18 protein-coding genes are annotated in these 23,760 nt (G+C 33.7%); 17 read left to right on the forward strand and 1 reads right to left on the reverse strand.

What is annotated here, in order from left to right; genetic code table 11:
- The first annotated feature begins 7 nt into the window (after positions 1 to 7).
- The 17 genes from M0M44_RS08510 (at position 8) to M0M44_RS08590 (ending at position 22,277) form a co-directional block, all read left to right on the forward strand.
- Positions 8 to 2,020, forward strand: a complete 2,013-nt coding sequence (locus M0M44_RS08510) for an OmpA family protein (RefSeq protein WP_248729369.1) — start codon at positions 8 to 10, stop codon at positions 2,018 to 2,020.
- A gap of 394 nt (positions 2,021 to 2,414) precedes the next feature.
- Entirely contained in the window at positions 2,415 to 2,840 is a 426-nt protein-coding gene (locus M0M44_RS08515) for a CBS domain-containing protein (protein WP_248729370.1), read from the forward strand.
- 154 nt (positions 2,841 to 2,994) lie between these two features.
- Positions 2,995 to 5,286 carry an NADP-dependent malic enzyme gene (locus M0M44_RS08520; RefSeq protein ID WP_248729371.1) on the forward strand — a complete coding sequence of 764 codons (2,292 nt, stop codon included), beginning with the start codon at positions 2,995 to 2,997 and terminating at the stop codon, positions 5,284 to 5,286.
- Positions 5,287 to 5,362: 76 nt separating this feature from the next.
- Positions 5,363 to 5,944 carry a Holliday junction branch migration protein RuvA gene (gene ruvA, locus M0M44_RS08525; RefSeq protein WP_248729372.1) on the forward strand — a complete coding sequence of 194 codons (582 nt, stop codon included), beginning with the start codon at positions 5,363 to 5,365 and terminating at the stop codon, positions 5,942 to 5,944.
- Positions 5,945 to 5,969: 25 nt separating this feature from the next.
- On the forward strand, positions 5,970 to 13,169 hold the full coding sequence (sov, locus tag M0M44_RS08530) for a T9SS outer membrane translocon Sov/SprA (protein ID WP_248729373.1): 7,200 nt from the start codon (positions 5,970 to 5,972) through the stop codon (positions 13,167 to 13,169).
- Between the two features lie 86 nt (positions 13,170 to 13,255).
- Complete coding sequence (gene gcvH, locus M0M44_RS08535; RefSeq protein WP_095927914.1) at positions 13,256 to 13,636, forward strand: glycine cleavage system protein GcvH; 381 nt, start codon at positions 13,256 to 13,258, stop codon at positions 13,634 to 13,636.
- Positions 13,629 to 14,012: a VanZ family protein gene (locus tag M0M44_RS08540; RefSeq protein WP_248729374.1), complete on the forward strand. Its 384-nt coding sequence runs from the start codon at positions 13,629 to 13,631 to the stop codon at positions 14,010 to 14,012. Before gcvH ends, M0M44_RS08540 begins: the two co-directional genes overlap by 8 nt.
- Before the next feature lie 113 nt (positions 14,013 to 14,125).
- Entirely contained in the window at positions 14,126 to 14,869 is a 744-nt protein-coding gene (gene deoC, locus M0M44_RS08545; RefSeq protein ID WP_248729375.1) for a deoxyribose-phosphate aldolase, read from the forward strand.
- 19 nt (positions 14,870 to 14,888) lie between these two features.
- Positions 14,889 to 17,012 (forward strand): energy transducer TonB, encoded by a 2,124-nt coding sequence (locus M0M44_RS08550; protein ID WP_248729376.1) that lies wholly within the window; start codon positions 14,889 to 14,891, stop codon positions 17,010 to 17,012.
- A 156-nt stretch (positions 17,013 to 17,168) separates the two neighbouring features.
- Positions 17,169 to 18,071 (forward strand): heme o synthase, encoded by a 903-nt coding sequence (cyoE, locus tag M0M44_RS08555; protein ID WP_248729377.1) that lies wholly within the window; start codon positions 17,169 to 17,171, stop codon positions 18,069 to 18,071.
- A gap of 5 nt (positions 18,072 to 18,076) precedes the next feature.
- The gene (locus M0M44_RS08560) at positions 18,077 to 18,664 is read left to right on the forward strand and encodes a cytochrome c oxidase subunit 3 (RefSeq protein WP_248729378.1); all 588 of its coding nucleotides are present in this window, start codon (positions 18,077 to 18,079) and stop codon (positions 18,662 to 18,664) included.
- A gap of 42 nt (positions 18,665 to 18,706) precedes the next feature.
- The gene (locus M0M44_RS08565; protein WP_248729379.1) at positions 18,707 to 19,690 is read left to right on the forward strand and encodes a cytochrome c oxidase subunit 3; all 984 of its coding nucleotides are present in this window, start codon (positions 18,707 to 18,709) and stop codon (positions 19,688 to 19,690) included.
- Between the two features lie 18 nt (positions 19,691 to 19,708).
- Complete coding sequence (locus M0M44_RS08570) at positions 19,709 to 20,059, forward strand: cytochrome C oxidase subunit IV family protein (RefSeq protein ID WP_095927907.1); 351 nt, start codon at positions 19,709 to 19,711, stop codon at positions 20,057 to 20,059.
- Positions 20,060 to 20,137: 78 nt separating this feature from the next.
- A complete protein-coding gene (locus M0M44_RS08575; RefSeq protein ID WP_248729380.1) occupies positions 20,138 to 20,779 on the forward strand; it encodes a hypothetical protein in 642 nt (213 codons plus the stop codon).
- A 13-nt stretch (positions 20,780 to 20,792) separates the two neighbouring features.
- Positions 20,793 to 21,479, forward strand: a complete 687-nt coding sequence (locus M0M44_RS08580) for an SCO family protein (protein WP_248729381.1) — start codon at positions 20,793 to 20,795, stop codon at positions 21,477 to 21,479.
- Positions 21,480 to 21,481: 2 nt separating this feature from the next.
- Positions 21,482 to 22,024, forward strand: a complete 543-nt coding sequence (locus M0M44_RS08585) for a DUF420 domain-containing protein (RefSeq protein WP_248729382.1) — start codon at positions 21,482 to 21,484, stop codon at positions 22,022 to 22,024.
- Entirely contained in the window at positions 22,014 to 22,277 is a 264-nt protein-coding gene (locus tag M0M44_RS08590; protein ID WP_248729383.1) for a hypothetical protein, read from the forward strand. Before M0M44_RS08585 ends, M0M44_RS08590 begins: the two co-directional genes overlap by 11 nt.
- Positions 22,278 to 22,297: 20 nt before the next feature.
- Here the strand turns inward: M0M44_RS08590 and M0M44_RS08595 are convergent, their stop codons facing one another.
- Entirely contained in the window at positions 22,298 to 23,704 is a 1,407-nt protein-coding gene (locus tag M0M44_RS08595; protein ID WP_248729384.1) for a DUF4403 family protein, read from the reverse strand.
- Positions 23,705 to 23,760 lie beyond the last annotated feature (56 nt).

The following is a 23,760-nucleotide window of genomic DNA, read 5'->3' on the forward strand; positions in this document are numbered from 1 at the left end:
ACAACCTATGAAAGCTAGAAATTTAATATTGATTATTTTACTGTTTTGTTTTGTTTCAAATGTAAATGCACAAAATCCATTTACTACGATGAATATAAAATATGCAGATAAAAAATACGAAGAGTACGCTTATGCGGATGCCATAAAAGTATACGAGACTTTAGTAAATGCTGAAACTACAAATGAAGGTGTAATTCAGCGTTTGGCAAATTCATACTATTTTAATGGCGAGTTGAAAAAAGCATTAAAATGGTACGAACAGTTATTTGTCATAAACGAAAATCAAGATGCTGAATATTTGTATCGATACGCACAATCATTAAAATCGGCAGGAGACTATCGCAGATCTGATGAGATTTTGCAGAAATTCAATCAAAAAGCAACTGCAGAAAAGAGAGCAGATCTTATTAGAAGCGACAAGAATTATTTAGAAGATATAAAAGAAAATTCAGGGCGATTCCAAATTGCCGACGCTGGAGTTAATTCTCGATATTCAGATTACGGAAGTGTTGTGTATAATAATAAAATCGTCTTTACTTCTGCACGCGATACAGGTGGAGTTGTTAAAGCTAATTTTCAATGGACAAATAGATCTTTCTCTAGATTATATACAGCCGATCTACTTCCAGACGGAAGCGTTGGAAAACCAGAACTTTTAGTAAAAAGAAAAAAAGACAATTTCAATGAGTCAAGTCCGATTTTTACTAAAGATGGACGAACGATGTATTTTACTCGAAATAATTTTACAGATGGTAAAAGACGCAGCAACGACAAAAATGTAACGCTATTAAAATTGTACAAAGCAGAATTTATTGATAACGAATGGAAAAATGTTGCAGAACTTCCGTTCAATAGCGATCAATACAGCACAGCGCATCCAGCTTTGAGCGTAGACGAAAAAACACTCTACTTTGCATCAGATATGCCAGGAACATTAGGACAATCTGATATTTATAAAGTTGCAATTAATAATGATGGAACTTTTGGTGCACCAGAAAACTTAGGCCCAGTTATTAATACAGAAGGAAGAGAAACTTTTCCTTTCATTTCTGGAGAAAACGAATTGTATTTTGCTACAGACGGACGTCCAGGTTTAGGTGGATTAGACATTTTTGCTTCTCGTATTAAAGCGAACGGAACTTATGATGACGTTTTAAATGTTGGAGAACCTGTAAATAGTAAACAAGATGATTTTGCCTTCTGTATTGACAGTAAGACCAGAAGCGGTTATTTTTCTTCAAACAGAGAAAATGGACTAGGGATGGATGATATTTACAGATTTACCGAAACAAGAAGATTAATCTGCGAACAAAATTTATCAGGAACTGTTACCGATGCAGAATCAAACGTAATTTTGGCAAATACTTCTTTGACTTTATTCAATGAAAAATTTGATCCAGTTGGAACAATCACTACAGACGAAAAAGGAAATTATGTTTTCCCTGATTTAAGATGTGGTAAAAAATATACTATCAGAACTGCCAAAGAAGATTACAATGCCAAAGAAGTTGTAGTCACTATTAGCAAAGAAAAAGGAGAAACTACTCAATTAATTGGATTAAATAAAGTGTTTAAACCGCTTGTGGCAAAAACAGTAGCAATCAAAAAAGTGGCAATTAGTCCAGTAAAATTGAGTTCTATGCGTGTAGGAGTAGACATTGCAAAACTGTTAAATCTGCCTATGAATTTCTTTGATTTGGGTAAAGCGACTATCAAAAAGACGTCAGAACCGCAATTAATGAAAGTGGTTAATCTTTTAAATGATTATCCAAACATGAAACTTGATATTCGCTCGCATACCGACAGCCGTTCTTCTTCAGAGAGCAATCAGATTCTTTCAGAAAAAAGAGCACAATCAACCAAAAACTGGCTAATTCAAAAAGGAATCACCGAAGATCGATTAAGTGCAAAAGGTTATGGAGAAACGCAATTGGTCAATAAATGTGCAGACGGAGTAAAATGTACAGAAAAGCAGCACATGCAAAATAGACGAAGTGAGTTTATTATTGTTGCGATGTAAAAAAAAAGGAAATTTTTAATTTTTTAAATTCCAATTATAGAACCCTTTTCTAAATTTTAGAAAAGGGTTTATTTTTTGATGAATAATTATCTTGATAACCTAAATGTTTTTTACTGGCCTGTAACTCTTAACGGAATTGCCATTAAATTAAATACAATAGATGAAAACTTCGTTAGGAGTTACCGTAAGGTAGAAATAAATCGGTAAACGTTAAAAAATCTAATTTTCTTCAAAAAACAATTCTAAACATTTTCATTCTTTACACTATAATTTTGAAAATATAAATTTTGATGTATTATGTTTAAAATGAATTGTTTATGTTTTTAAAAAATCGATTTCGCTGTAGATCGTGTTGGTTTTTGTTTTAACTTTATAAACCTAAAAATTTTTCATTATGACTGTAGATCAAATACTTAAGGCAAAAGGAAGGAACGTGTATTCTATTTTCTCCAATTTAACGGTTTATGATGCGTTAAAAGTTATGGGAGAAAAAAACATTGGAGCAATTTTAGTTATGGATGATAATATTTTAAAAGGAATATTGTCGGAAAGAGATTATGCCAGAAAAATTGTTCTGAAGGATAAATCTTCGAAAGAAACTTTTGTTCATGAGATTATGGAAAGTAATGTCTTTACAGTAAAACTTTCAGATAATCTTGAAGATTGTATGGAACTTATGAGCGAAAAAAGAATAAGACACCTGCCTGTTTTAGAAGACGGAACAGTGGTTGGAGTAATTTCAATCAGCGATGTAGTGAAGGCAATTATAGAAATTCAAAAAGACACAATCAACCATTTGAATTCTTATATTTCTCAATAAACAGTAGCTAAAAACGATAAAAATTCAAACGAGTCCAATTTCTATTGGACTTTTTTTATTTATTCGAATAGATTTTAGGAAAAGAAAACGCTAAAAATACGCCATTTTAAAACAAGACTTATATCTTTGTAAGCTAGAATAAATGCTAAAAAAAATGAACAAAGAGAGTAAAAGAAGAGAGGCGTTACTGTATCATGCAGAACCAACTCCAGGAAAAATTCAGGTAGTTCCAACAAAAAAATATGCAACCCAGAGAGACTTATCATTGGCTTATTCGCCGGGAGTTGCAGAACCATGTTTAGAAATCGCAGCAAACAAAGAAGACGTTTATAAATATACAGCAAAAGGAAATTTAGTAGCCGTAATCTCAAACGGTACAGCTGTTTTAGGTCTTGGAAATATTGGTCCAGAAGCAGGAAAACCTGTAATGGAAGGAAAAGGTTTATTATTTAAAATATTTTCTGATATAGACGTTTTTGACATCGAAATCGATACTGAAAATGTGGAAGAATTTATTCAAACTGTAAAAAATATTGCTCCAACTTTTGGAGGTATCAATTTGGAAGATATTAAAGCTCCAGAATCTTTCGAAATAGAAAGAAGGCTGATCGAAGAATTGGATATTCCGGTAATGCACGACGACCAGCACGGAACAGCAATTATTTCTTCTGCAGCTTTAATCAATGCACTTGAATTGGCAGGTAAAAAAGCAGAAGACGTAAAAGTAGTAGTTTCTGGAGCAGGATCTGCGGCGATTGCGTGTACAGATTTATATGTTTTACTTGGAGTAAAAGTTGAAAATGTTTTAATGTACAACAGTAAAGGACTTTTAACTAAAGACAATCCTGCACTTTCAGATTTACAATTAAAATATGCAATTGACGGACCTCAGATTCCTTTGGCTGAAGCGGTAAAAGACGCTGATGTTTTCATCGGATTATCTTCTGGAGATATTCTTTCACCAGAAATGTTATTGACAATGTCTAACAATCCGATCGTTTTTGCAATGGCAAACCCGAACCCGGAAATCGATTATAATTTAGCTACAGAAACTCGTAAAGATGTTATTATGGCTACGGGACGTTCAGATTTTCCTAATCAGGTAAATAACGTTTTAGGTTTTCCTTATATCTTTAGAGGAGCGCTAGACGTAAGAGCGACAAAAATTAACGAAGAAATGAAAATGGCGGCTGTAAAAGCTCTAGCTATTTTGGCAAAAGAACCAGTTCCAGAACAAGTTAACGTAGCCTATGGTGCAACAAAACTTGGTTTTGGTCAAGAATATATCATTCCTAAACCATTCGATCCTAGATTGATTACTGTTGTAGCTCCAGCGGTTGCAAAAGCAGCAATGGAATCTGGAGTAGCAAAAAATCCTATTACAGATTGGGCTTCTTACGAAGATGTTCTTCGCGAACGTATGGGGAACGATAACAAAATGGTGCGTTTGATTACAAACCGTGCAAAATTAGATCCTAAAAGAATTGTTTTTGCCGAAGCAGATCAATTAAACGTTTTAAAAGCAGCACAAATTGTTTTTGAGGACGGAATCGGATTCCCAATTTTATTAGGAAACAAAGAAGTGATTTTAGAATTGAAAGCAGAACTTGGTTTTGATGCTGATCTTGAAATCATTGATCCTAAGACAGATGAAGAAGCGGAAAGACGCAACAGATTTGCAAAATCATTCTGGGAAACAAGGGGAAGAAGAGGAGTTTCTAAATTGGATGCAGAAAAATTCATGCGCGAAAGAAACTATTTTGCTGCAATGATGGTTAATGAAGGTGAGGCAGATGCATTGGTTACAGGACATTCTAGAAGTTATCCTTCGGTTGTAAAACCAATGATGCAATTAATTCCAAAGGCGCAAAACGCATCTCTTATTGCAACTGCAAATATGATGCTTACTTCACGCGGACCAATGTTTTTATCAGATACTGCAATAAACATTAATCCGTCTGCACAAGATTTGATTAATATTGCAATCATGACTGCAAAAACTGCAAAAATGTTTGGTATTGAGCCAGTTATAGCAATGGTTTCATTCTCAAACTTTGGTTCTTCAACTAGTGAAAGCGCTTCAAAAGTTAGAGAAGCTGTAGCTTATCTGCATAAAAATCATCCAGAATTAATTGTTGATGGAGAAATTCAAGCAGATTTTGCATTAAATCCAGAAATGCTTCAAGAGAAATTTCCATTCTCTAAATTAGCAGGAAAAAAAGTTAATACATTGGTTTTCCCTAATTTAGAGTCAGCAAATATCACTTACAAATTATTGAAAGAATTGTATAAAGTGAATTCAATTGGGCCAATCATGATGGGTATGGGTAAACCAGTTCACATTTTCCAATTGGGTGCTAGCGTTGAAGAAATGGTAAATATGGCAGCTATAGCTGTTATTGATGCACAGGAAAAAGAAAGCAAAAAGAATAAAATAACACAATAAACGTTCTAAAGGATTGAACAAATTTGTCGTAGTTTTATGGCATTTTTGTTATATTTGATACTAATAAATTACATTTATGATAGCACATTTGCAGGGAAGATTAGTAGAAAAGAATCCTACAGAAGTTGTAATTGATTGTGGAGGGGTTGGTTATCAGGTAAATATATCATTGCATACCTTCTCCTTAATTCCAAATTCTGAAAATATAAAATTGTATACGCATCTTCAAATTAAAGAAGATGCGCATACTTTATATGGCTTTGCCGAAAAATCGGAGCGCGAAATTTTTAGAATGCTGCTTTCTGTTTCAGGAATTGGAGCTGGAATTGCCAGAACAATGCTTTCTTCTATAGAACCAAAGCAAATTATAAATGCCATCGCATCTGGAGATGTGGGCATAATCCAGTCTATCAAAGGGATTGGAAACAAAACGGCACAAAGAGTTATACTTGATTTAAAAGAAAAAGTTGTTAAATTGTACGATATTGACGAAGTTTTTGCTGTTCAAAACAATAGAAACCGAGATGAAGCGTTATCTGCTCTAGAAGTATTAGGTTTTGTCCGAAAAGCTTCAGAAAAAGTGGTAGAAAGAATCGTAAAAGAAGATCCAGAAGCTACCGTTGAAACAATTATCAAAAAGGCTTTAAAAAGCTTATAAATTTCATTTTATATAAAAGAATTCTATGCGTAAAATTTGTATTTTGTTGCTGGTATTACTCTGCGGTAATGTTTTGCGGGCACAGGTTACACCGGCAGCACAAGATACAACTAAAACTCAGTTCTCAGTAGGTAAGATAGAGCTCGAAGATCCTCCGAGCGTACTTTCGGCATATAGATATGATCCTATTACAGATCGTTATATCTATACCAATTCGGTAGATGGTTTCTCCATCAATTACCCTTTAATTCTAACTCCAAAAGAATACGAAGATTTAGTTCTCAAAGAAGCAAGAAGAGATTATTTTAGAAAAAAATCTGATGCTATTGATGGCAAAAAAGCTGGAGCCGAGGCAGCCAAAAAAGATTTATTACCAAGATATTACATCAATTCGAGTTTGTTCGAAAGCATTTTTGGAAGTAATACTATAGATGTAAAGCCCACAGGATCAGTAGAAATGGACTTGGGTATGCGTTATACTAAACAAGATAATCCATCATTTTCGCCAAGAAACAGATCTAGCCTAACTTTTGATTTTGATCAAAGAATCAGTATGAGTTTAATGGGGAAAATTGGAACTCGTTTGGAGGTAAATGCCAACTACGATACACAATCTACATTTGCTTTTCAAAACTTATTTAAACTAGCTTATACGCCCTCAGAAGACGATATTGTTCAGAAAGTTGAGGTCGGTAATGTGAGTATGCCTTTAAATAGTACCTTAATTCGAGGCGCTCAAAGTTTATTCGGGGTCAAAGCTCAACTGCAATTCGGTAAGACAACTGTTACGGGAGTTTTCTCAGAACAAAAGTCTCAAACCAAAAGTATAGTCGCAGAAGGTGGAGGAACGGTGCAAAACTTTGATTTGTTTGCCTTAGATTATGATAATGATCGACATTTCTTCTTATCACAATACTTTAGAAATAAATACGATTCTTCTCTTAAAAACTATCCGTTAATTGACAGCCGTGTTCAAGTTACAAGAATTGAAGTATGGGTGACTAATAAACAGAATAGGGTAACAACAACAAGCAACAACTTAAGAAACGTTATTGCACTTCAGGATTTAGGGGAAGGACAAGTTTCTGGTGTGCCAGATAATCAAGTTGTTGTAATTACAAATCCTGCAGGATTCTTTAATAACCCAATAGATTCACCTACAGATAATACAAATAATAAATACGATCCGGCATCCATTGGAAAAGCAGGAAGTTATTTAAACTCTAATATTAGAGAAATTGTAACGGCAAAATCTGGATTTAATAATACCAACGTAAATGAGGGAACTGATTATTCTGTTCTGGAAAATGCTAGAAAATTAACAACAAACGAATATACTTTTAACGCTCAGTTAGGTTACATCTCGTTACAGCAGCGATTGGCCAATGACGAAATTCTAGCAGTTGCGTTTGAATATACAGTTGGAGGAAAAACATACCAAGTAGGAGAGTTTGGTAGTGATGGTGTAGATGCGACTGTAGTTACTGGAAACAACAATGCCAATCAAGCAATTGTAACGCAGAGTTTGGTTTTAAAAATGCTGAAAAGCAGTTTGACAAACGTTCAAAATCCAGTTTGGAACTTGATGATGAAAAACGTTTATCAAATTCCTCAAGCCTATCAAATCAAACAAGAAGATTTTAGACTTAACATTCTTTATACAGATCCTTCGCCAATAAACTATATTACGCCAGTAACAGGAACTACTTTTCCAGCAAATCCAGCACCAGACGATAAAGTAGACCAAACGCCATTATTGAATGTTTTTAATCTTGACCGTTTAAATTACAACAACGATCCGCAAACGGGAGGAGACGGATTCTTTGATTATGTTCCAGGGGTAACTGTTGATGTGCAGAATGCTCGAATTATTTTTACAACTAAAGAGCCTTTTGGAGAACTTTTATTTAGAAAGTTAAACACTAACTCAGGAGAAAGTTATAATGATCCAGCTACTTATAATGCAAATCAGAAGAAGTATGTGTTTAGAAACATGTATAGAAATACCCAGGCTGGTGCATTGCAGGATAGTGATAAAAACAAATTCTTATTAAGAGGAAAATATAAATCTTCGGGAAGTAATGGTATTCCTATCGGTGCATTTAATGTTCCGCAAGGGTCTGTTGTGGTAACTGCAGCAGGACGTGTTTTGGTAGAGGGTATTGATTATAGTGTCGATTATCAATTAGGACGAGTACAGATATTAGATCCTTCGCTTCAGGCTTCTAATACACCAATTGAAGTTTCGTTGGAGAACAATTCAATCTTTGGGCAGCAGACAAGAAGGTTTATGGGACTTAATGTTGAACATAAAATTTCAGAAAAATTTGTTGTGGGAGGTACATTCTTAAAAATGACAGAACGTCCTTTTACTCAAAAATCAAGCTACGGACAAGAATCTGTAAATAACACCATTTTTGGTTTTAATGGAAATTATGCAACAGAAGTTCCGTTTTTGACAAGATTGGCTAATAAATTACCGAATATAGATACAGACGTCCCATCTAATCTTTCTATTCGTGGAGAAGTGGCATTTTTAAAACCAGATGCTCCAAAAGCAAGTGATTTTGAAGGTGAAGCAACTATTTATATCGACGATTTTGAAGGTACTCAGACCACGATAGATATGAGATCTGCGTATGCCTGGAGTTTGGCTTCTACACCATTTATTACTTCTGCGACAGACAATACTTTCAATGCCAACTCCAATACGCTTGAGTATGGTTTTAAACGTGCAAAATTGGCTTGGTATACTATCGATCCAATTTTCTATACCTCAAAACCATCTGGAGTTTCAAATGATGATTTGTCATTAAACTCAACAAGAAGAATTTATAGTAGAGAACTTTATCCAAATACAGATATTGCACAAGGTCAGATTCAGGTTGTTAATACATTAGACTTAACATATTATCCATCAGATAGAGGACCTTACAATAATAATCCTAATTTTAGTTCAAGTAGCCCTTCATCTAATTTTGGAGGAATTATGCGTGCACTGAATTCTACAAACTTTGAGCAAGGAAATGTTGAATACATTCAGTTCTGGGTACTCGATCCTTATGTGGGGACAGGACAGGCTCAGGGAACTAATAATGGAAAAATTTACTTCAATTTAGGAGAAGTCTCGGAAGACGTTCTGAAAGATGGAAGAAAACAATATGAAAACGGTTTAGGGCCAGATCAGATAATGGTAAATCCGCAGCCGATTTGGGGAGACGTACCAGCATCTCAATCATTGATTTATGCATTTGATACTAATCCAGACAATCGTAAAAATCAAGATGTTGGTTTAGATGGTTTGCCAGATGCAAAAGAGGGATCAATTTATACCAATTATGCAGGAGAAGAAGATCCTGCGGCAGATAACTATAAGTACTTCTTAAATACAGAAGGAGGCGTTTTACAGCGTTATAAAAGATACAACGGAACAGAGGGGAACTCTGCCGTAAGCGTTGATGATCCAAATCGTGGTTCAACAACTCTTCCAGACGTTGAAGATATTAATCGTGATAATACAATGAGTACAATCAATGCGTACTATGAATACAGTATTGATGTAAGACCAGGAATGCAAGTTGGAGAAAATTATATTACAGATATTAGAGAGGTTCAAAATGTAGATCTTCCTAATGGTAGTACAACCAATGCAAGATGGATTCAGTTTAAAATTCCGGTTTCGAAACCTCAAAATACTATTGGAAATATTACCGATTTTAGATCTATTCGTTTCATGCGTATGTTTATGACAGGGTTTAATGATCAAATGACAGTTCGTTTTGGAGCATTAGATTTGGTTAGAGGAGAATGGAGAAAGTATACAGGAACGCTTGATGCAAACGATACAAACCCTGATGATGACGGAACTCAATTTGATGTTGCTGCTGTAAATATTCAGGAAAACGGAACTAAATGTCCTGTAAATTATGTTATTCCACCAGGAGTTCAAAGAGAGCAATTGTACAATAATAATACAATTATCAATCAGAATGAACAGTCTTTAGCATTGCGAATAGCAGGTTCAGGATTAGAATATCAAGATTCTAGAGCAGTTTTCAAAAATGTAAGTGTTGATATGCGTCAGTACAAAAAACTGAAAATGTTCCTTCACGCAGAATCTCTTCCAAATGAAACTCAACTTTTAGATGATGAGATGATTGGATTTATTCGTTTTGGTAATGACTTTACACAGAACTTTTATCAAATTGAGATACCATTAAAAGTCACAAGAACTGGAGGAGGCTGTACCATAAGTCCAGATCAAGTATGGCTTGAAGAAAATAATATTGATGTAGCACTGTCATTACTTACTAGGATGAAAATCTTGGGAATGAATATCGATATTAATTCACCAAAAAGAGATATAAATGGTATTTATTATCCAGACCGAGATCCAGATGTAGACGGTGGTGACCAGGACGGTAAATTGACTTTAGGTATTAAAGGAAATCCTAATTTCGGTTTAGTTCGAAATTTAATGGTCGGAGTAAAAAGTGCGGCAAATCATAAGGATATTATGGGAGAAGTTTGGTTTAACGAACTTCGTATGTCCGATTTGGAAAACAAAGGAGGTATGGCTGCATTGCTGAATGTAGATACCAATATGGCCGACTTAATGACATTATCTGCCTCTGGAAAAAAGAGCACGATAGGTTTTGGTTCTCTTGAACAGGGAGCCAACGAGAGAGATCGTGAAGATATTCAGCAGTACAACATTGTAACCAATATTAATTTAGGAAAACTGCTTCCTCCGAAATGGGGAATTAATCTTCCATTCAATTATGCGATTGGAGAAGAAGTTATTACGCCAGAATACGATCCGTTTAATCAAGATATTAAATTAGACCAATTAATAAAAGAAACGACAGATCCTGCAGAAAAAGAAAATATTAGAACGCGAGCGGTAGATTACACTAAACGTAAAAGCATCAATTTTATTGGGGTAAGAAAAGACAGGGCACCAGAGCAGAAACCACATGTTTATGATGTAGAAAACTTTACGTTCTCACAGTCTTATAATCAGGTAGAGCGACATGATTATGAAGTTGAAAGTTATAATGATGAGCAGTCTAATACTTCGGTCAATTATGCTTATACTTTTCAGCCCAAAGAAGTAGTTCCGTTTAAGCAAACCAAATTCATGAAAACAAGTGAATATTGGAAATTGTTAAGCGACTTTAATATCAATTATCTTCCTTCGAACGTTTCATTTAACACTAATATTTTAAGGCAAAGTAATCGCCAGCAATATAGACAAGTTGATGTAGAAGGTATTGGTTTAGATCCTCTTTACAGAAGAAACTTTGCGTTTAATTATCAATATGGTTTCGGATTTAATTTGACAAAATCATTAAAACTGAATTATACAGCAGCGTCGAATAATATCGTTAGAAACTTTTTGAATGACGATAATACGCCAAAAGAAGATTTTAATATTTGGGATGATTATTTTGATATTGGTATACCTAATCAGCATTTACAGCAATTAGTTTTAAACTATGATATTCCAATTAATAAAATTCCAATATTTAGTTTCATAAAAGCAACCTATTCTTATACGGCAGATTACAATTGGCAAAGATCGTCTACGGCACTTTCTCAATACGTTGATGATAGTGGAGTGTCTTGGGATTTAGGAAATACGGTTCAAAATGCCAATTCGAATACCTTTTCTACGACATTAAATATGAATACGCTGTATAAATATTTAGGTTTGACACCGGGAGGTAAGCCAGCAAAAGCAAAGCCTGCTGCACCGCCAAAACCAGGAGAGAAAATTGTAAATACGGCTAAACCAGTTACCAGCAGTAATCCTTTTTACGATGGTTTGATTGGGGTTTTGACAAGTATTAAAAATGTTCAGATTAACTATACAAAAAATAGCGGTACTGTTTTGCCGGGTTATATTCCTGGAGTAGGATTTTTTGGTACATCTAAACCTTCATTAGGGTTTGTTTTTGGTAGTCAGGATGATGTTCGTTTTGAAGCGGCTAAAAATGGCTGGCTAACTAGTTATCAAAATTTCAATCAAAACTTTACTCAAGTAAGCAACAAACTGCTGAAGGTAACAGCAAACGTAGATTTATTGCCAGATTTGAAAATTGACCTAGCAATGGATAGAGCATATTCTGAAAATTCATCAGAGCAATATAGTGTAGACCAAAATACAGGCGAGTATATAGCATTGTCACCATACAGTTACGGAATGTTTTCAATTTCTACTGTATTGATTAAGACTGCTTTCTCAACAAGTACAGAAACGGAGTCTTCGGCGTTTGATGATTTTAGAAGCAATCGTTTAGTTATTGCAAATCGTTTGGCAGAACAGCATTATGGAGGAGGTGTAATTCCTAGATACGGAGATTCAAATAATCCTATTCCAGATGAATCAGATCCGAATTACAAAATTTATGTGGCCAATGAAGGTTATCCTATAGGCTTCTCAAAAAGTAATCAGGCTGTCCTTCTGCCTTCATTTATGGCGGCTTATACAGGAGGAGATGCTTCAAATAGTTCAACTAGTATTTTTAGAAGTTTCCCTATTCCAAACTGGAATGTGAAATATAATGGTTTAATGCGTTATAAGTATTTCAAAGACCATTTTAGAAGATTTTCATTACAGCATAATTATAGAGCGTCTTACACGATTAGCCAGTTTAGATCAAATTTTGATTATTTGGAAAATCCGGGTGGTCAAGACGTAAACACCAACTTCTTTAATAAAACAATCATGTCTAATGTTAACTTAGTGGAGCAATTTAGCCCGCTGGTTAGAGTTGATTTTGAGTTGAAAAATTCATTCCGTTTATTGACAGAAATTAAAAAAGATCGCGCACTGTCTATGAGTTTTGACAATAATTTATTGACAGAGGTTAAAGGAGTAGAGTATGTTGTTGGATTAGGATATCGTTTTAAAGACGTTATTATCTCATCAAGATTAGCAGATAATCCAACTGGAATTATTAAGAGTGATATCAATATAAAAGCTGATTTTTCATATAGAAATAATGAGACTTTAGTTCGATATTTAGATTACGATAATAATCAGCTGGCAGCGGGACAGAACATCTGGACTTTAAAATTAACGGCCGATTATGCCTTCAGTAAAAACTTAACAGCAATATTCTATTACGATCATTCGTTCTCGAAAGCAGTTATTTCGACTTCTTTCCCTTTAACGAATATCAGATCAGGTTTCACACTTCGTTATAATTTTGGAAATTAAATTTTAGTTTCTAAACTAGATTTTATTAGAAGATTATTACATTTGTGGCTTAAATTTTAAACAATCAATTTTCAAACACAACGATTATGAGCATACCAGCAAATTTAAAGTACACAAAAGATCACGAATGGGTTAGCATCGAAGGAGATGTTGCAACTGTAGGAATTACTCATTTTGCACAAAAAGAGTTAGGAGATATCGTGTATGTTGAGGTAGAAACTTTAGATCAGACACTTTCAAAAGATGAAGTTTTTGGAACTGTTGAGGCTGTAAAAACAGTTTCTGATTTATTTTTACCATTAACAGGTGAGATCATTGCTTTTAATGAAGACTTAGAAAGTGCTCCAGAAACTGTAAATTCAGATCCTTATGGAGCTGGATGGATGATTAAAATAAAAATTGCTGATGCTTCAGAAATTGACACTTTATTATCTGATCAAGCTTATAAAGAATTAATCGGTGCCTAAACAACTATTGTTAATTTGGGCAATTATCTGCTCTGGAATCATTACTTATTTTTGTCTTACAGATTCTAGCAATATACCGGCGATTAATTTTCCAAGCATTGATAAAATTGTACATTTCTGTTTTCATTTTGGATTTACAATTTCATGGATTTTGTTTTTCAAAAAAGAACTAAAAGGAAAAGATGCAGACGATTATAAGGCTTATTTGATCTCATTTATATTTTCTGTTTTCTTTGGAATTACAATCGAAATTCTCCAAAGCGCTCTTACAGTAACAAGAGCTTCAGATGTTACAGATGTTTTAGCAAATGCACTTGGAGCAGTTGTGGCAGTTTTTTCTGCAATAGCTTTTAAAAGGCAAATCGATAAAATATAATAAAAGAACCCACTTAGGTGGGTTTTTTATTACAAGAAAATCAAGCATTTAAAAGCTATGTTTTTTCAATATAAAATGTACTTTTGTGCTGGTTTCCTGCAACTTCTATCAAAATGAATGTAAAGCAATATTTAGACTCCACTTATTTGAAAACTGCATCGCAAGCTGGTCTTTCGGAAGCAGAAAATACTGTTGTAATCAAAAATGCAATTAAGGAAGCAATTCAAGAAGGTTTTAAGCTAATTATGATTCGTCCAGAATATGTTTCTTTGGCAAAAAACATGGTTGTTGAGGCCAATTCGGTTTTGTTGGTTGGAACTGTAATTGATTTTCCAGAAGGAAAGTCAAGTTTGGAAATCAAAATTAAAGAAGCAAACGAAGCAATTGCAAATGGAGCCGACGATTTAGATTTTGTTTGTAATTATGAAGCGTTCAAAAATGGAGATCTTGATTTGGTTAAAAAAGAAATCTTAATTGGAACGCAGATTGGGTTGGCAAATGATAAAACAGTAAAATGGATTATTGAAGTTGCAGCCTTAACAGATAAAGAAATTATTCAGTTATCTGCTTTAATAAAACATGTTGTAGTGTCTAATTTTAAAGAAGAAGATTTTGATTCTGTCTTTGTGAAATCCTCTACAGGTTTTTATAAAACAGAGAATGATCTTCCAAATGGAGCAACAGTTCCAGCAATAATTATGATGCTCGAAAATGCTTCGCCGCTTTCAGTAAAGGCAGCTGGTGGAGTCCGTTCATTTGAAGAAGCTGCAGAAATGATTCGTTTAGGAGTAAAACGTATTGGAACTTCAGCGGCAAAAGCAATTGTAAACGGAGAAATTTCCCCAAATCAATATTAAATAAATACCCCAATTTTAAGTGAATAAGTTTTTTTTGTCCCTTGTTTTAATTTCTTCGTTCTTTATTGTCTCTGCTCAGCAAAATGGTAATTCTTCTGTTCAGCCAGGTTTTGCGGCAGAAATGTTTCCAGTTTTTCCTAACTGCGAAAATTTAGAAGGCAAAAAATTAGAAAATTGTTTTTATAAAGAAGTTCAAGATTTTGTGTTTAGCAATTTTCAAGTTCCTCAAAAATTAAAAGAAAACAATTATAAAGGAGTGGTAAAAGTACTTTTTGAGGTAAATGCAGAAGGCGAATTTAAAGTAATTTATGTTTCTGCAGAAACTGAAGAATTGTCTGAAGAAGCAAAAAGAGTTTTTGGTGCATTTCCAAAAATAAAACCTTCAACTTACAACGGAAAACCAACATATTCTAAATATACGATTTCTATTGATATACCGCTAAAAAGTGCATCACAGCTTGCAACAGAAGCTCAAGCAGCAGCGGAAATTTTAAAGCCTGCAGAAAAACCAATGACAGAATTGGATAGTATTGTATATAAAAAATACAATAATCCAGAATTTGATAGTCATTTAAATATTCCTTTTTCACATAGTTATTATGCGCAGTTTGATGCAGAAATGAATCAAGTTGGGATTAATAATCATACAGCATCTAAGCCCTATACTTACGCAGAGGTTTCAAAGTATTATAATTTGAGAGCGGTAAATGAATCGTTGCAGAAAAAAACATCGACTTGGCTGGGAAGAAAATGGTGGAATGAAAATCTAGTGCAGATTCAAGGAGAAGATTATTGGTTTGCCTTAAATCCGATTGTAGATTTGCAAATGGGTAAGGCTTCAGATCTTGATGCATCTTATACTTATGTGAATACTAGAGCGCTAAACTTTAGAGGAGGTTTGGGGAAACAAATTAATTTTACTACGACATTTTTTGAAAGTCAAGGAAGATTTGCAGGATATTTTAACGATTATGCAGAATCTATTAAACCATCGGGAGGAAATCCGGCAATAATTCCGGGGATTGGAATTGCAAAAGGATTCAAAACGGATGCTTATGATTTTCCTTTAGCGGAAGCGAATATCACTTTCGCACCAGGAAAAATATTTGATTTTCAATTGGGTTATGGAAGAAATTTTATAGGTGACGGTTATCGTTCTTTGTTGGAAAGCGATGGAGCGAGTCCGTACCCATACTTTAAAATCAACACCAAATTCTGGAAAATTAAATATACCAATACGTACATGTGGATGAAAGATGTTCGTCCAGAAGTAACAGCCGAAAAGACGTATGCGACAAAATTTATGGCCAATCATTATTTGAGTTGGAATGTTTCAAATAGATTAAACTTAGGTTTTTTTGAATCTGTAGTTTGGACAGACACCAACAACAGAGGATTTGATGCTAATTTTGTTAATCCGATTATTTTTTACCGTGCGGTAGAATTCGGATCTTCATCTAGAAGCGGAAATGCGCTTTTAGGGATTACGGGTAAATACAAATGGAATAATAGTATAAATCTTTATTCACAATTCTTGATCGATGAATTTTCTGTTTCAGATGTTGGAGCGGGAAATCAAAGCTGGAAAAACAAATTTGGATTTCAATTTGGAGCAAAATACTTCAATGCATTTAATGTAAAAGATCTTTTACTGCAGGTTGAATTGAATAGTGTTCGTCCTTATGTGTACTCGCATAGCGCTGTTATTACCAATTATGGACATAATAATCAAAGTGTTGGGCACCAATGGGGCGGAAATTTTAAAGAACTTATTGCAATTGCGAGATACCACAAAGGGCGTTGGCTTGCCGATGCAAAATTAACAGTTGGTACAAGAGGTTTAGATTTTGATACTGCAGAAGACTCTTATAATTATGGAGGAAATATTTATAAAAGTTATGATGTGAAACGTCCGTATGATACGGGTGTGAAAATCGGACAGGGTAATAAAACCAGTGTTTTTATTGCAGATGTTCAAGGAGGGTATTTAATTAATCCAATGACAAACTTGAAATTATTTGGAAGTTTAATCTATAGAAATTTTGATCCGACTCAAGAAACAGCAACAACTTTTAAGCAAAGTACTACTTGGTTTAGTGTCGGATTACGTTCGGATATTTTTAATTGGTATTTTGATTACTAGTTTTTAATAAGATTTTTCGAAATATAGTGTTAAAGAATGCTGAGATCTTAATTTCTATAGGTTTTATTGAAAAAAATCTAAAATTATAGGTTCAAATTCTACAATCTAATTTGTACATTTGCACCACTCAAAAAAAATACACAAAATACAACGGTATTGAACGCTGCAAAAAACACATTATCACTCAAATCAATATTTCTAGATTTTAAAGAGATTACTAAAGCTGGTTTAGCTATTAGTGTATTGTTTTCTTCTATTGCTGGATATTTGTTAGGAGTAGATTCTGAACATCCTTTTAGATGGAGTGTTTTGGCTGTTTTGGCAGTTGGAGGTTACTGTATGGTCGGAGCTTCAAATGCTTTTAACCAAGTAATAGAAAAAGATATCGATTCTTTAATGGATCGCACCAAAAACCGTCCAGTTCCTTCAGGACGTATGTCTCCTAAAGTGGCTTTATTAGTAGCGAGTTTGCTTACTATTATTGGTGTTGCACTTCTTTATACGATAAATGCAAAGTCAGCAATGTTTGCTGCAATTTCTATATTTCTTTATACAAGTGTTTATACACCATTAAAAACAGTAACTTCGTTGTCTGTTTTTGTTGGTGCATTTCCTGGAGCGATTCCATTTATGTTGGGCTGGGTAGCAGCAACTGGTGAATTTGGTATTGAGGCAGGTACTTTATTCTTAATTCAATTTTTTTGGCAATTCCCTCATTTTTGGGCTATCGGATGGTTTTTATACGAAGATTATGAGAAAGCAGGAATATTTATGCTTCCGACAGGTAAAAAAGATAAAGGAACAGCTTTACAGATAATATTGTATACAATTTGGCTTATAATAGCATCGTTATTACCTGTGTTAGGTTTTACAGGTCAGTTGTTTATTTCTCAAATTGCGGCAGTTTTAGTGTTTCTATTAGGGATTTGGATGCTTTTTTATGCGGTTCGTCTGTATAAGTTAAGAACTGCAAAGGCAGCGAGAACATTAATGCTAGTGAGTGTTTCTTATATTTCACTTTTGCAAATTGTATTTATAGTAGATAAATTTTTAAGATAGTTGTTATGGAAATGACATTGAAAACAAATGAAGAACAAGTAAGGAAATCAAAATCAGCAAAACTGATTCTGCTTTTCGCGATGGTTAGTATGACTATGATGTTTGCTGGTTTAACGAGTGCATTTGTAGTTAGTAAATCAAGAGCAGACTGGTTGAAGAATTTTGAGCTTCCTTCAGCTTTCTATTGGAGCACAGCAGTAATTATTGCATGTAGTGTTACTTTTTATTTGGCGAAAAAAGCCATCCAAAAAGACAATAGAAGTGCGGTTACAGGATTACTTCTTGGAACTTTAGCTTTAGGGGTTTTATTTGTGGTATTACAATTCAAAGGATTTGGACAAATCGTTTCAGAAGGGTATTACTTTACTGGAGAAGGTAGTTCAATTACTACAACTTTTCTTTATGTGGTAACAGTTACACACCTGTTGCACTTAGCTGGCGGATTAATTTCACTTTTAATTATAATTTATAATCATTTTAAACAAAAATACAATTCGACTCAAACTCTTGGGATAGAGCTAGGTGCGATGTATTGGCACTTTTTGGATTTATTATGGGTATATTTATTTTTATTTTTATATTTCTTTAAATAAGAAAAAAACGTAAATTTGGGAACTTTTTAACGAATATCTTTTATGGGAGCGACAGTTACTACTGCAAACAACGACGAAAAAACTTGGGGAGGCGGTCACAATGAGCCTTTAGGAGCAAGTTATGGTAAAATGATGATGTGGTTTTTTATCGTATCAGATGCCTTAACATTCTCTGGATTTCTAGGAGCTTATGGTTTTTCTAGATTCAAATTTATTGAAACTTGGCCTTTGGCTGATGAAGTGTTCACTCACTTCCCATTTATGCATGGTGTTGCGGCTCCAATGTATTATGTAGCATTAATGACTTTTATTTTGATCTTTTCTTCTGTAACAATGGTACTAGCTGTTGATGCAGGACACCAATTGAAAAAGACAAAAGTTGCAATCTATATGTTCTTAACTATTATTGGAGGTTTAATTTTCGTTGGTTCTCAAGCTTGGGAATGGAAAAACTTCATTAAAGGAGAATATGGTGCGGTTGAAACAGTTGGAGGAAGTTTGCTTCAATTTGTGGATAAAGATGGTAAAAGAGTAGCTTTAGCTGATTTTGCTGTTAAATTGCCAGAACAAAGAGAAGCTTTAACAAGAAGCCATTCAACTTGGTTTATGGAAGACGCTCAGTCTCTTCCAACTTACACAGTTGCTGAAGTGCAAGCTGGATTTAAAGCGCATCCAGAAATCTTAATCAGAACAGAAAAACTTACAGATAAAAAGAAAAAGACTGTTTTATCAAGAGAAGAATCTGAAAAACATTTAGCTAACGCTAAATATGTAGTAGAAGGTGCTAACTTGATTAGAAACGAGTACGGTAATAAATTATTTGCTGATTTCTTCTTCTTTATTACAGGTTTCCACGGATTCCACGTATTCTCTGGAGTTATTATTAATATCATTATTTTCTTTAATGTATTATTAGGTACTTACGAGAAGAGAAGAAGCTACGAAATGGTAGAAAAAGTTGGTTTATATTGGCACTTCGTAGATTTAGTTTGGGTATTTGTATTTACAGTTTTCTACCTAGTTTAATTTTAGAATTTAATTATTATGTCACACGAGCACGTATCAAATACAAAAAGAATCTGGTTTGTTTTCGCATTACTTTCAGTAGTAACTACAGTTGAAGTTATTTTGGGTATCTACAAACCTGCGTCATTAGAATTTACTCATTTTATTGGTTTGAATTTGTTAAACTGGATTTTCTATATCCTTACAATATTCAAAGCATATTATATTGTATGGGCATTTATGCACATGGAAGGTGAAAAAAGCAGCCTTAGATGGTCTGTAGTTTCTCCTGTTATCTTCCTAGTTTTATATTTATTGTTTATTCTATTGACAGAAGGACATTATATTTATGGGGTTTTTAAAGATTCTACTATTAAATGGAATTTTTAACATGATATTAATTCGAAAAGAGTCCCGATAACATCGGGATTTTTTTATTTTTGTACCTCAATAATTTCCGTTAATACAATGAAAAAAAATATAGTTCTCTTTGTACTTTTTGTATTGCCAATTGTAGCGTATTTGTTTTTTGCTTCTGGTGTAAATAGTTTTACGACTCTTCCTGTGATAACACCAAAAGTGGCCGACTTTGGAAACTGGAATTCATTAAACGGAAAAAAAATCTCCCTTGATAAAAAGATTACTGTGCTAGGTTTTGCCGGTACAAATATTCTAGAAAATAGAGGTAATTATTTTAATCTAAATGAAAAGATCTACAAACGTTATAACGGTTTTGAAGATCTTCAGTTTGTAGTGTTGTGTCCAACAGGAACTGAAAAAGAAGCTCAAAAAATTGTTGATGCTTTATCTCCTTTTACAGATGTTAAGAATTGGAATTTTGTTTTTGCTTCAAAAGAAGAAATCCAAAAATTTTATGACGGACTTCATTTAAAAGAAAAACTGAATGAAAACCTTGGAACTTCTAATGTTTATATAGTCGATAAAGAACGTAATCTGAGAGGTAGAAAAGACCAGAAGGAATATAAAGAAGGTTATGATACTTTTCATCCGTCTGAGTTGAGTAATGAAATGCTTGATGACTTCAAGATTATTCTTTACGAATATCGCGCAGCATTAAAGAAGAATCATAACGCTACAAAGCAACTTTAAAAAATCATTTATAATGTTTAAGAACAAATCATATATCGGAATCTCTTTTGTGATTCTAATTTTTGGGATCTATGCTATTCCTAAAATTGTCGATCGAGTTAAAAACGGTGACGTTGTAAAAGGAAACCGTTTGGATAATGTTGAGACTAAATCTTCAAAAGATGGTAAGCTTTTGACAATTGGACCAGCTCCAAAATTCGAATTGACAAATCAAGACAATGTGAAGATTTCGAATGAAAGTTATAAAGGAAAAGTGTATGTTTTGGAATTCTTCTTTACAACTTGTCCTTCAATTTGTCCAAAGATGAACATGAGCATGCTGGAGATTGAAAAAACTTTTTTCGGGAATCCGAACTTTGGAATTGTTTCTATTACAATCGATCCGAAACATGATACTCCACAAGTTTTGAAAGACCATGCTAAATTGTTAGGTGTAAAATCTTCAAACTGGAATTTCCTAACTGGAGACAGAAGCGTAATTATGGATTTGTCTAATAAAGGATTTAATCTTTATGCAGGAGAAAATGATAAAGTAAGCGGTGGATTTGAGCATTCTGGTCTGTTTGCTTTAATTGATAAAGATGGAAACATTCGTTGTAGAAAAGACGAATTCGGAAATCCGAATATTTATTATGATGGTTTAGATAAAAAAGGGGTTAGAGATATTCAGCAAGACATTAAAATTTTATTAGAAGAATAAAAATGGAAGATAATACTTTAGAGAAAAAATATAACAAGTTCATTATTGCAGTTTCAATTGTAATTCCAGTTGTCGTGGCAATTTTATTTGGCGTTAAATTAAAAGATTTTGGTTTTAATGTAGAACCTTTATCATTTCTACCTCCAATTTATGCAACTACAAATGGTATTACTGCTGTTGTGTTAGTTTTGGCTGTTATGGCAATTAAGAGAGGAAATCAAAAATTACACGAAAGATTAATGACTTTTGCTATTGCATTGTCGGTTGCATTTTTGGTTATGTACGTAGCGTATCATATGACTTCAGATTCTACAAAATACGGAGGAGAGGGAGTATTGCGTTATGTGTATTTCTTTATTCTTGTAACGCATATTTTATTGTCAATTGCTATTATTCCACTTGTTTTGATTACTTATGTGAGAGCGCTTGCAAAACGTTTTGACAGACATAGAAAAATAGCTAAAATTACTTTCCCTCTTTGGTTATATGTAGCAGTAACGGGAGTGGTGGTTTACTTAATGATTTCTCCATATTATGTACACTAAAAAAAATAATTTTCAAATCGTGAAATCCAAATTTCAAGCTCTTTTTTTTGGAGTTTGTTTTTTTCTAATTGGAATTTCTGCTAATGCGCAATGTGCAATGTGTCGTGCGGCTTTAGGAGGAGATTCTAATACCAAAAAGGCTGAAGCTGTAAATGATGGAATTGTTTACTTAATGGTAATTCCTTATTTACTTGTATTAATAATGGGATATTTGATTTATCGAATGTATTCTAAAAAGAAAAAAGCAGTGTAATTACACTGCTTTTTCTTTTTTTATTTCAATCCGTTTACTGAGACATTTACCGTTCCGTTTATTTTGATAAAGGCTATAATGGCCTGATTGGTTAACTGTATTTTGTCAAACTGAATATCTTCCATTTTTCCGTTAACAAATACTCCAGGCATCGGCGAATAGTTTTTTAAGTAACCTGCCATGCTTTTTTTGCCTTCTTCCAAATTTGGTTGAATGGAATAGCGGCAACTTTCTTCCATTTTTCTTAGAATATATCCTTGTGCCAGCCAATTTGCTGTACGCATCAATTTGCTTTTGGTATCTAAGACGTAATCTAGCTTTTCAAAATAAATCTCTTTTGTTTGTGCATTGTATGAAGGAAATCCATTTAAATAAAGGGTTCCGTTAATAGATCCTAAAACGTCTAAAGCAATGACCATTTTGCCGTCTTTATGCCAAATTGAAACATTTTTTACGGTTACTTTTTTGCTTCCAGAACCAAACTCCTGATCTGCAAAATTCTTGGTCATAATCTTTGATGCATCTATATAGCTCGAAATGGCTGCAATATTAGCAGAAATCTGATTTGGGATTTTAGCAACAGGTTTTAGAGCAATTTTGTTAGCATTATATTTTGATTCTGGCTGTTTTCCAACTATGGTTTCCATATTGCATTTCATTCCCATATCAAGTAAGAAAGAATCGTTTTTTAGTTTTGCGTTTGTAGAGTAAATTTCGATAGGAACAATTCGCAACCAGCTTTCGTATGTATCACTCATTTGAAAAGGAGTAGAGATTTTTTCGACAGCCTGAAGAACGTTTGGTTTAAAATCCATTGATTTTTCAATTGCTCCATCGATTTCTTTTTCCAGCTGGTTTTTAAAAATAGAAATAGCTGGATTTATTAAGTAAGTAATCGGCATGTTTTTGCCAAATACAGTCATTGTTGGACTTTCGTTCCAATTTAGAGACTTAAACTCTGTTTTTGTTGTTAGTTTCCAATTGGTAAGAGTGGTTTCACTAGATAAAGTTATAACTCCGTTTAAGTTAAATTCTCTAACGTCGTACAGCTCTATCCCCATTTTTTTTGTTCCGATTCGATATTTGATATTCGCTTTAAGCGGTAAAATCGTTCTAATTCTTTTATTCGGATTTGATGGATCATTTTGAATTTTGATCGGAGCCTGTTTCCAGATTTTCATTTCAATATCATCATCTTGGATGTTATTATCCTCATAAATCAATCCATTAAGGAGAGTGTTTGTCTGATTTTCGATATCACTTAATTTGATCGTAATCGGAAGGTTGATAAATGACGGGCTGCTATCATAAACTAGCGGGCTAGCATCATCGGGTTCAGGTTTTAATGTCTCTAATTTTGAAGTAGAAGAACAGCTTGTTAATACGGCAAGCGCCGAAAACATTGTAATAATAGAAGTAAGCTTCATTTTAATATGAATTTTTAGACAAGGTAAAATTACAAAAACAATCATATTTTCTGAAA

The organism is Flavobacterium humidisoli, assembly GCF_023272795.1.
In the GTDB taxonomy this organism is placed as follows: Bacteria; Bacteroidota; Bacteroidia; order Flavobacteriales; family Flavobacteriaceae; genus Flavobacterium; species Flavobacterium humidisoli.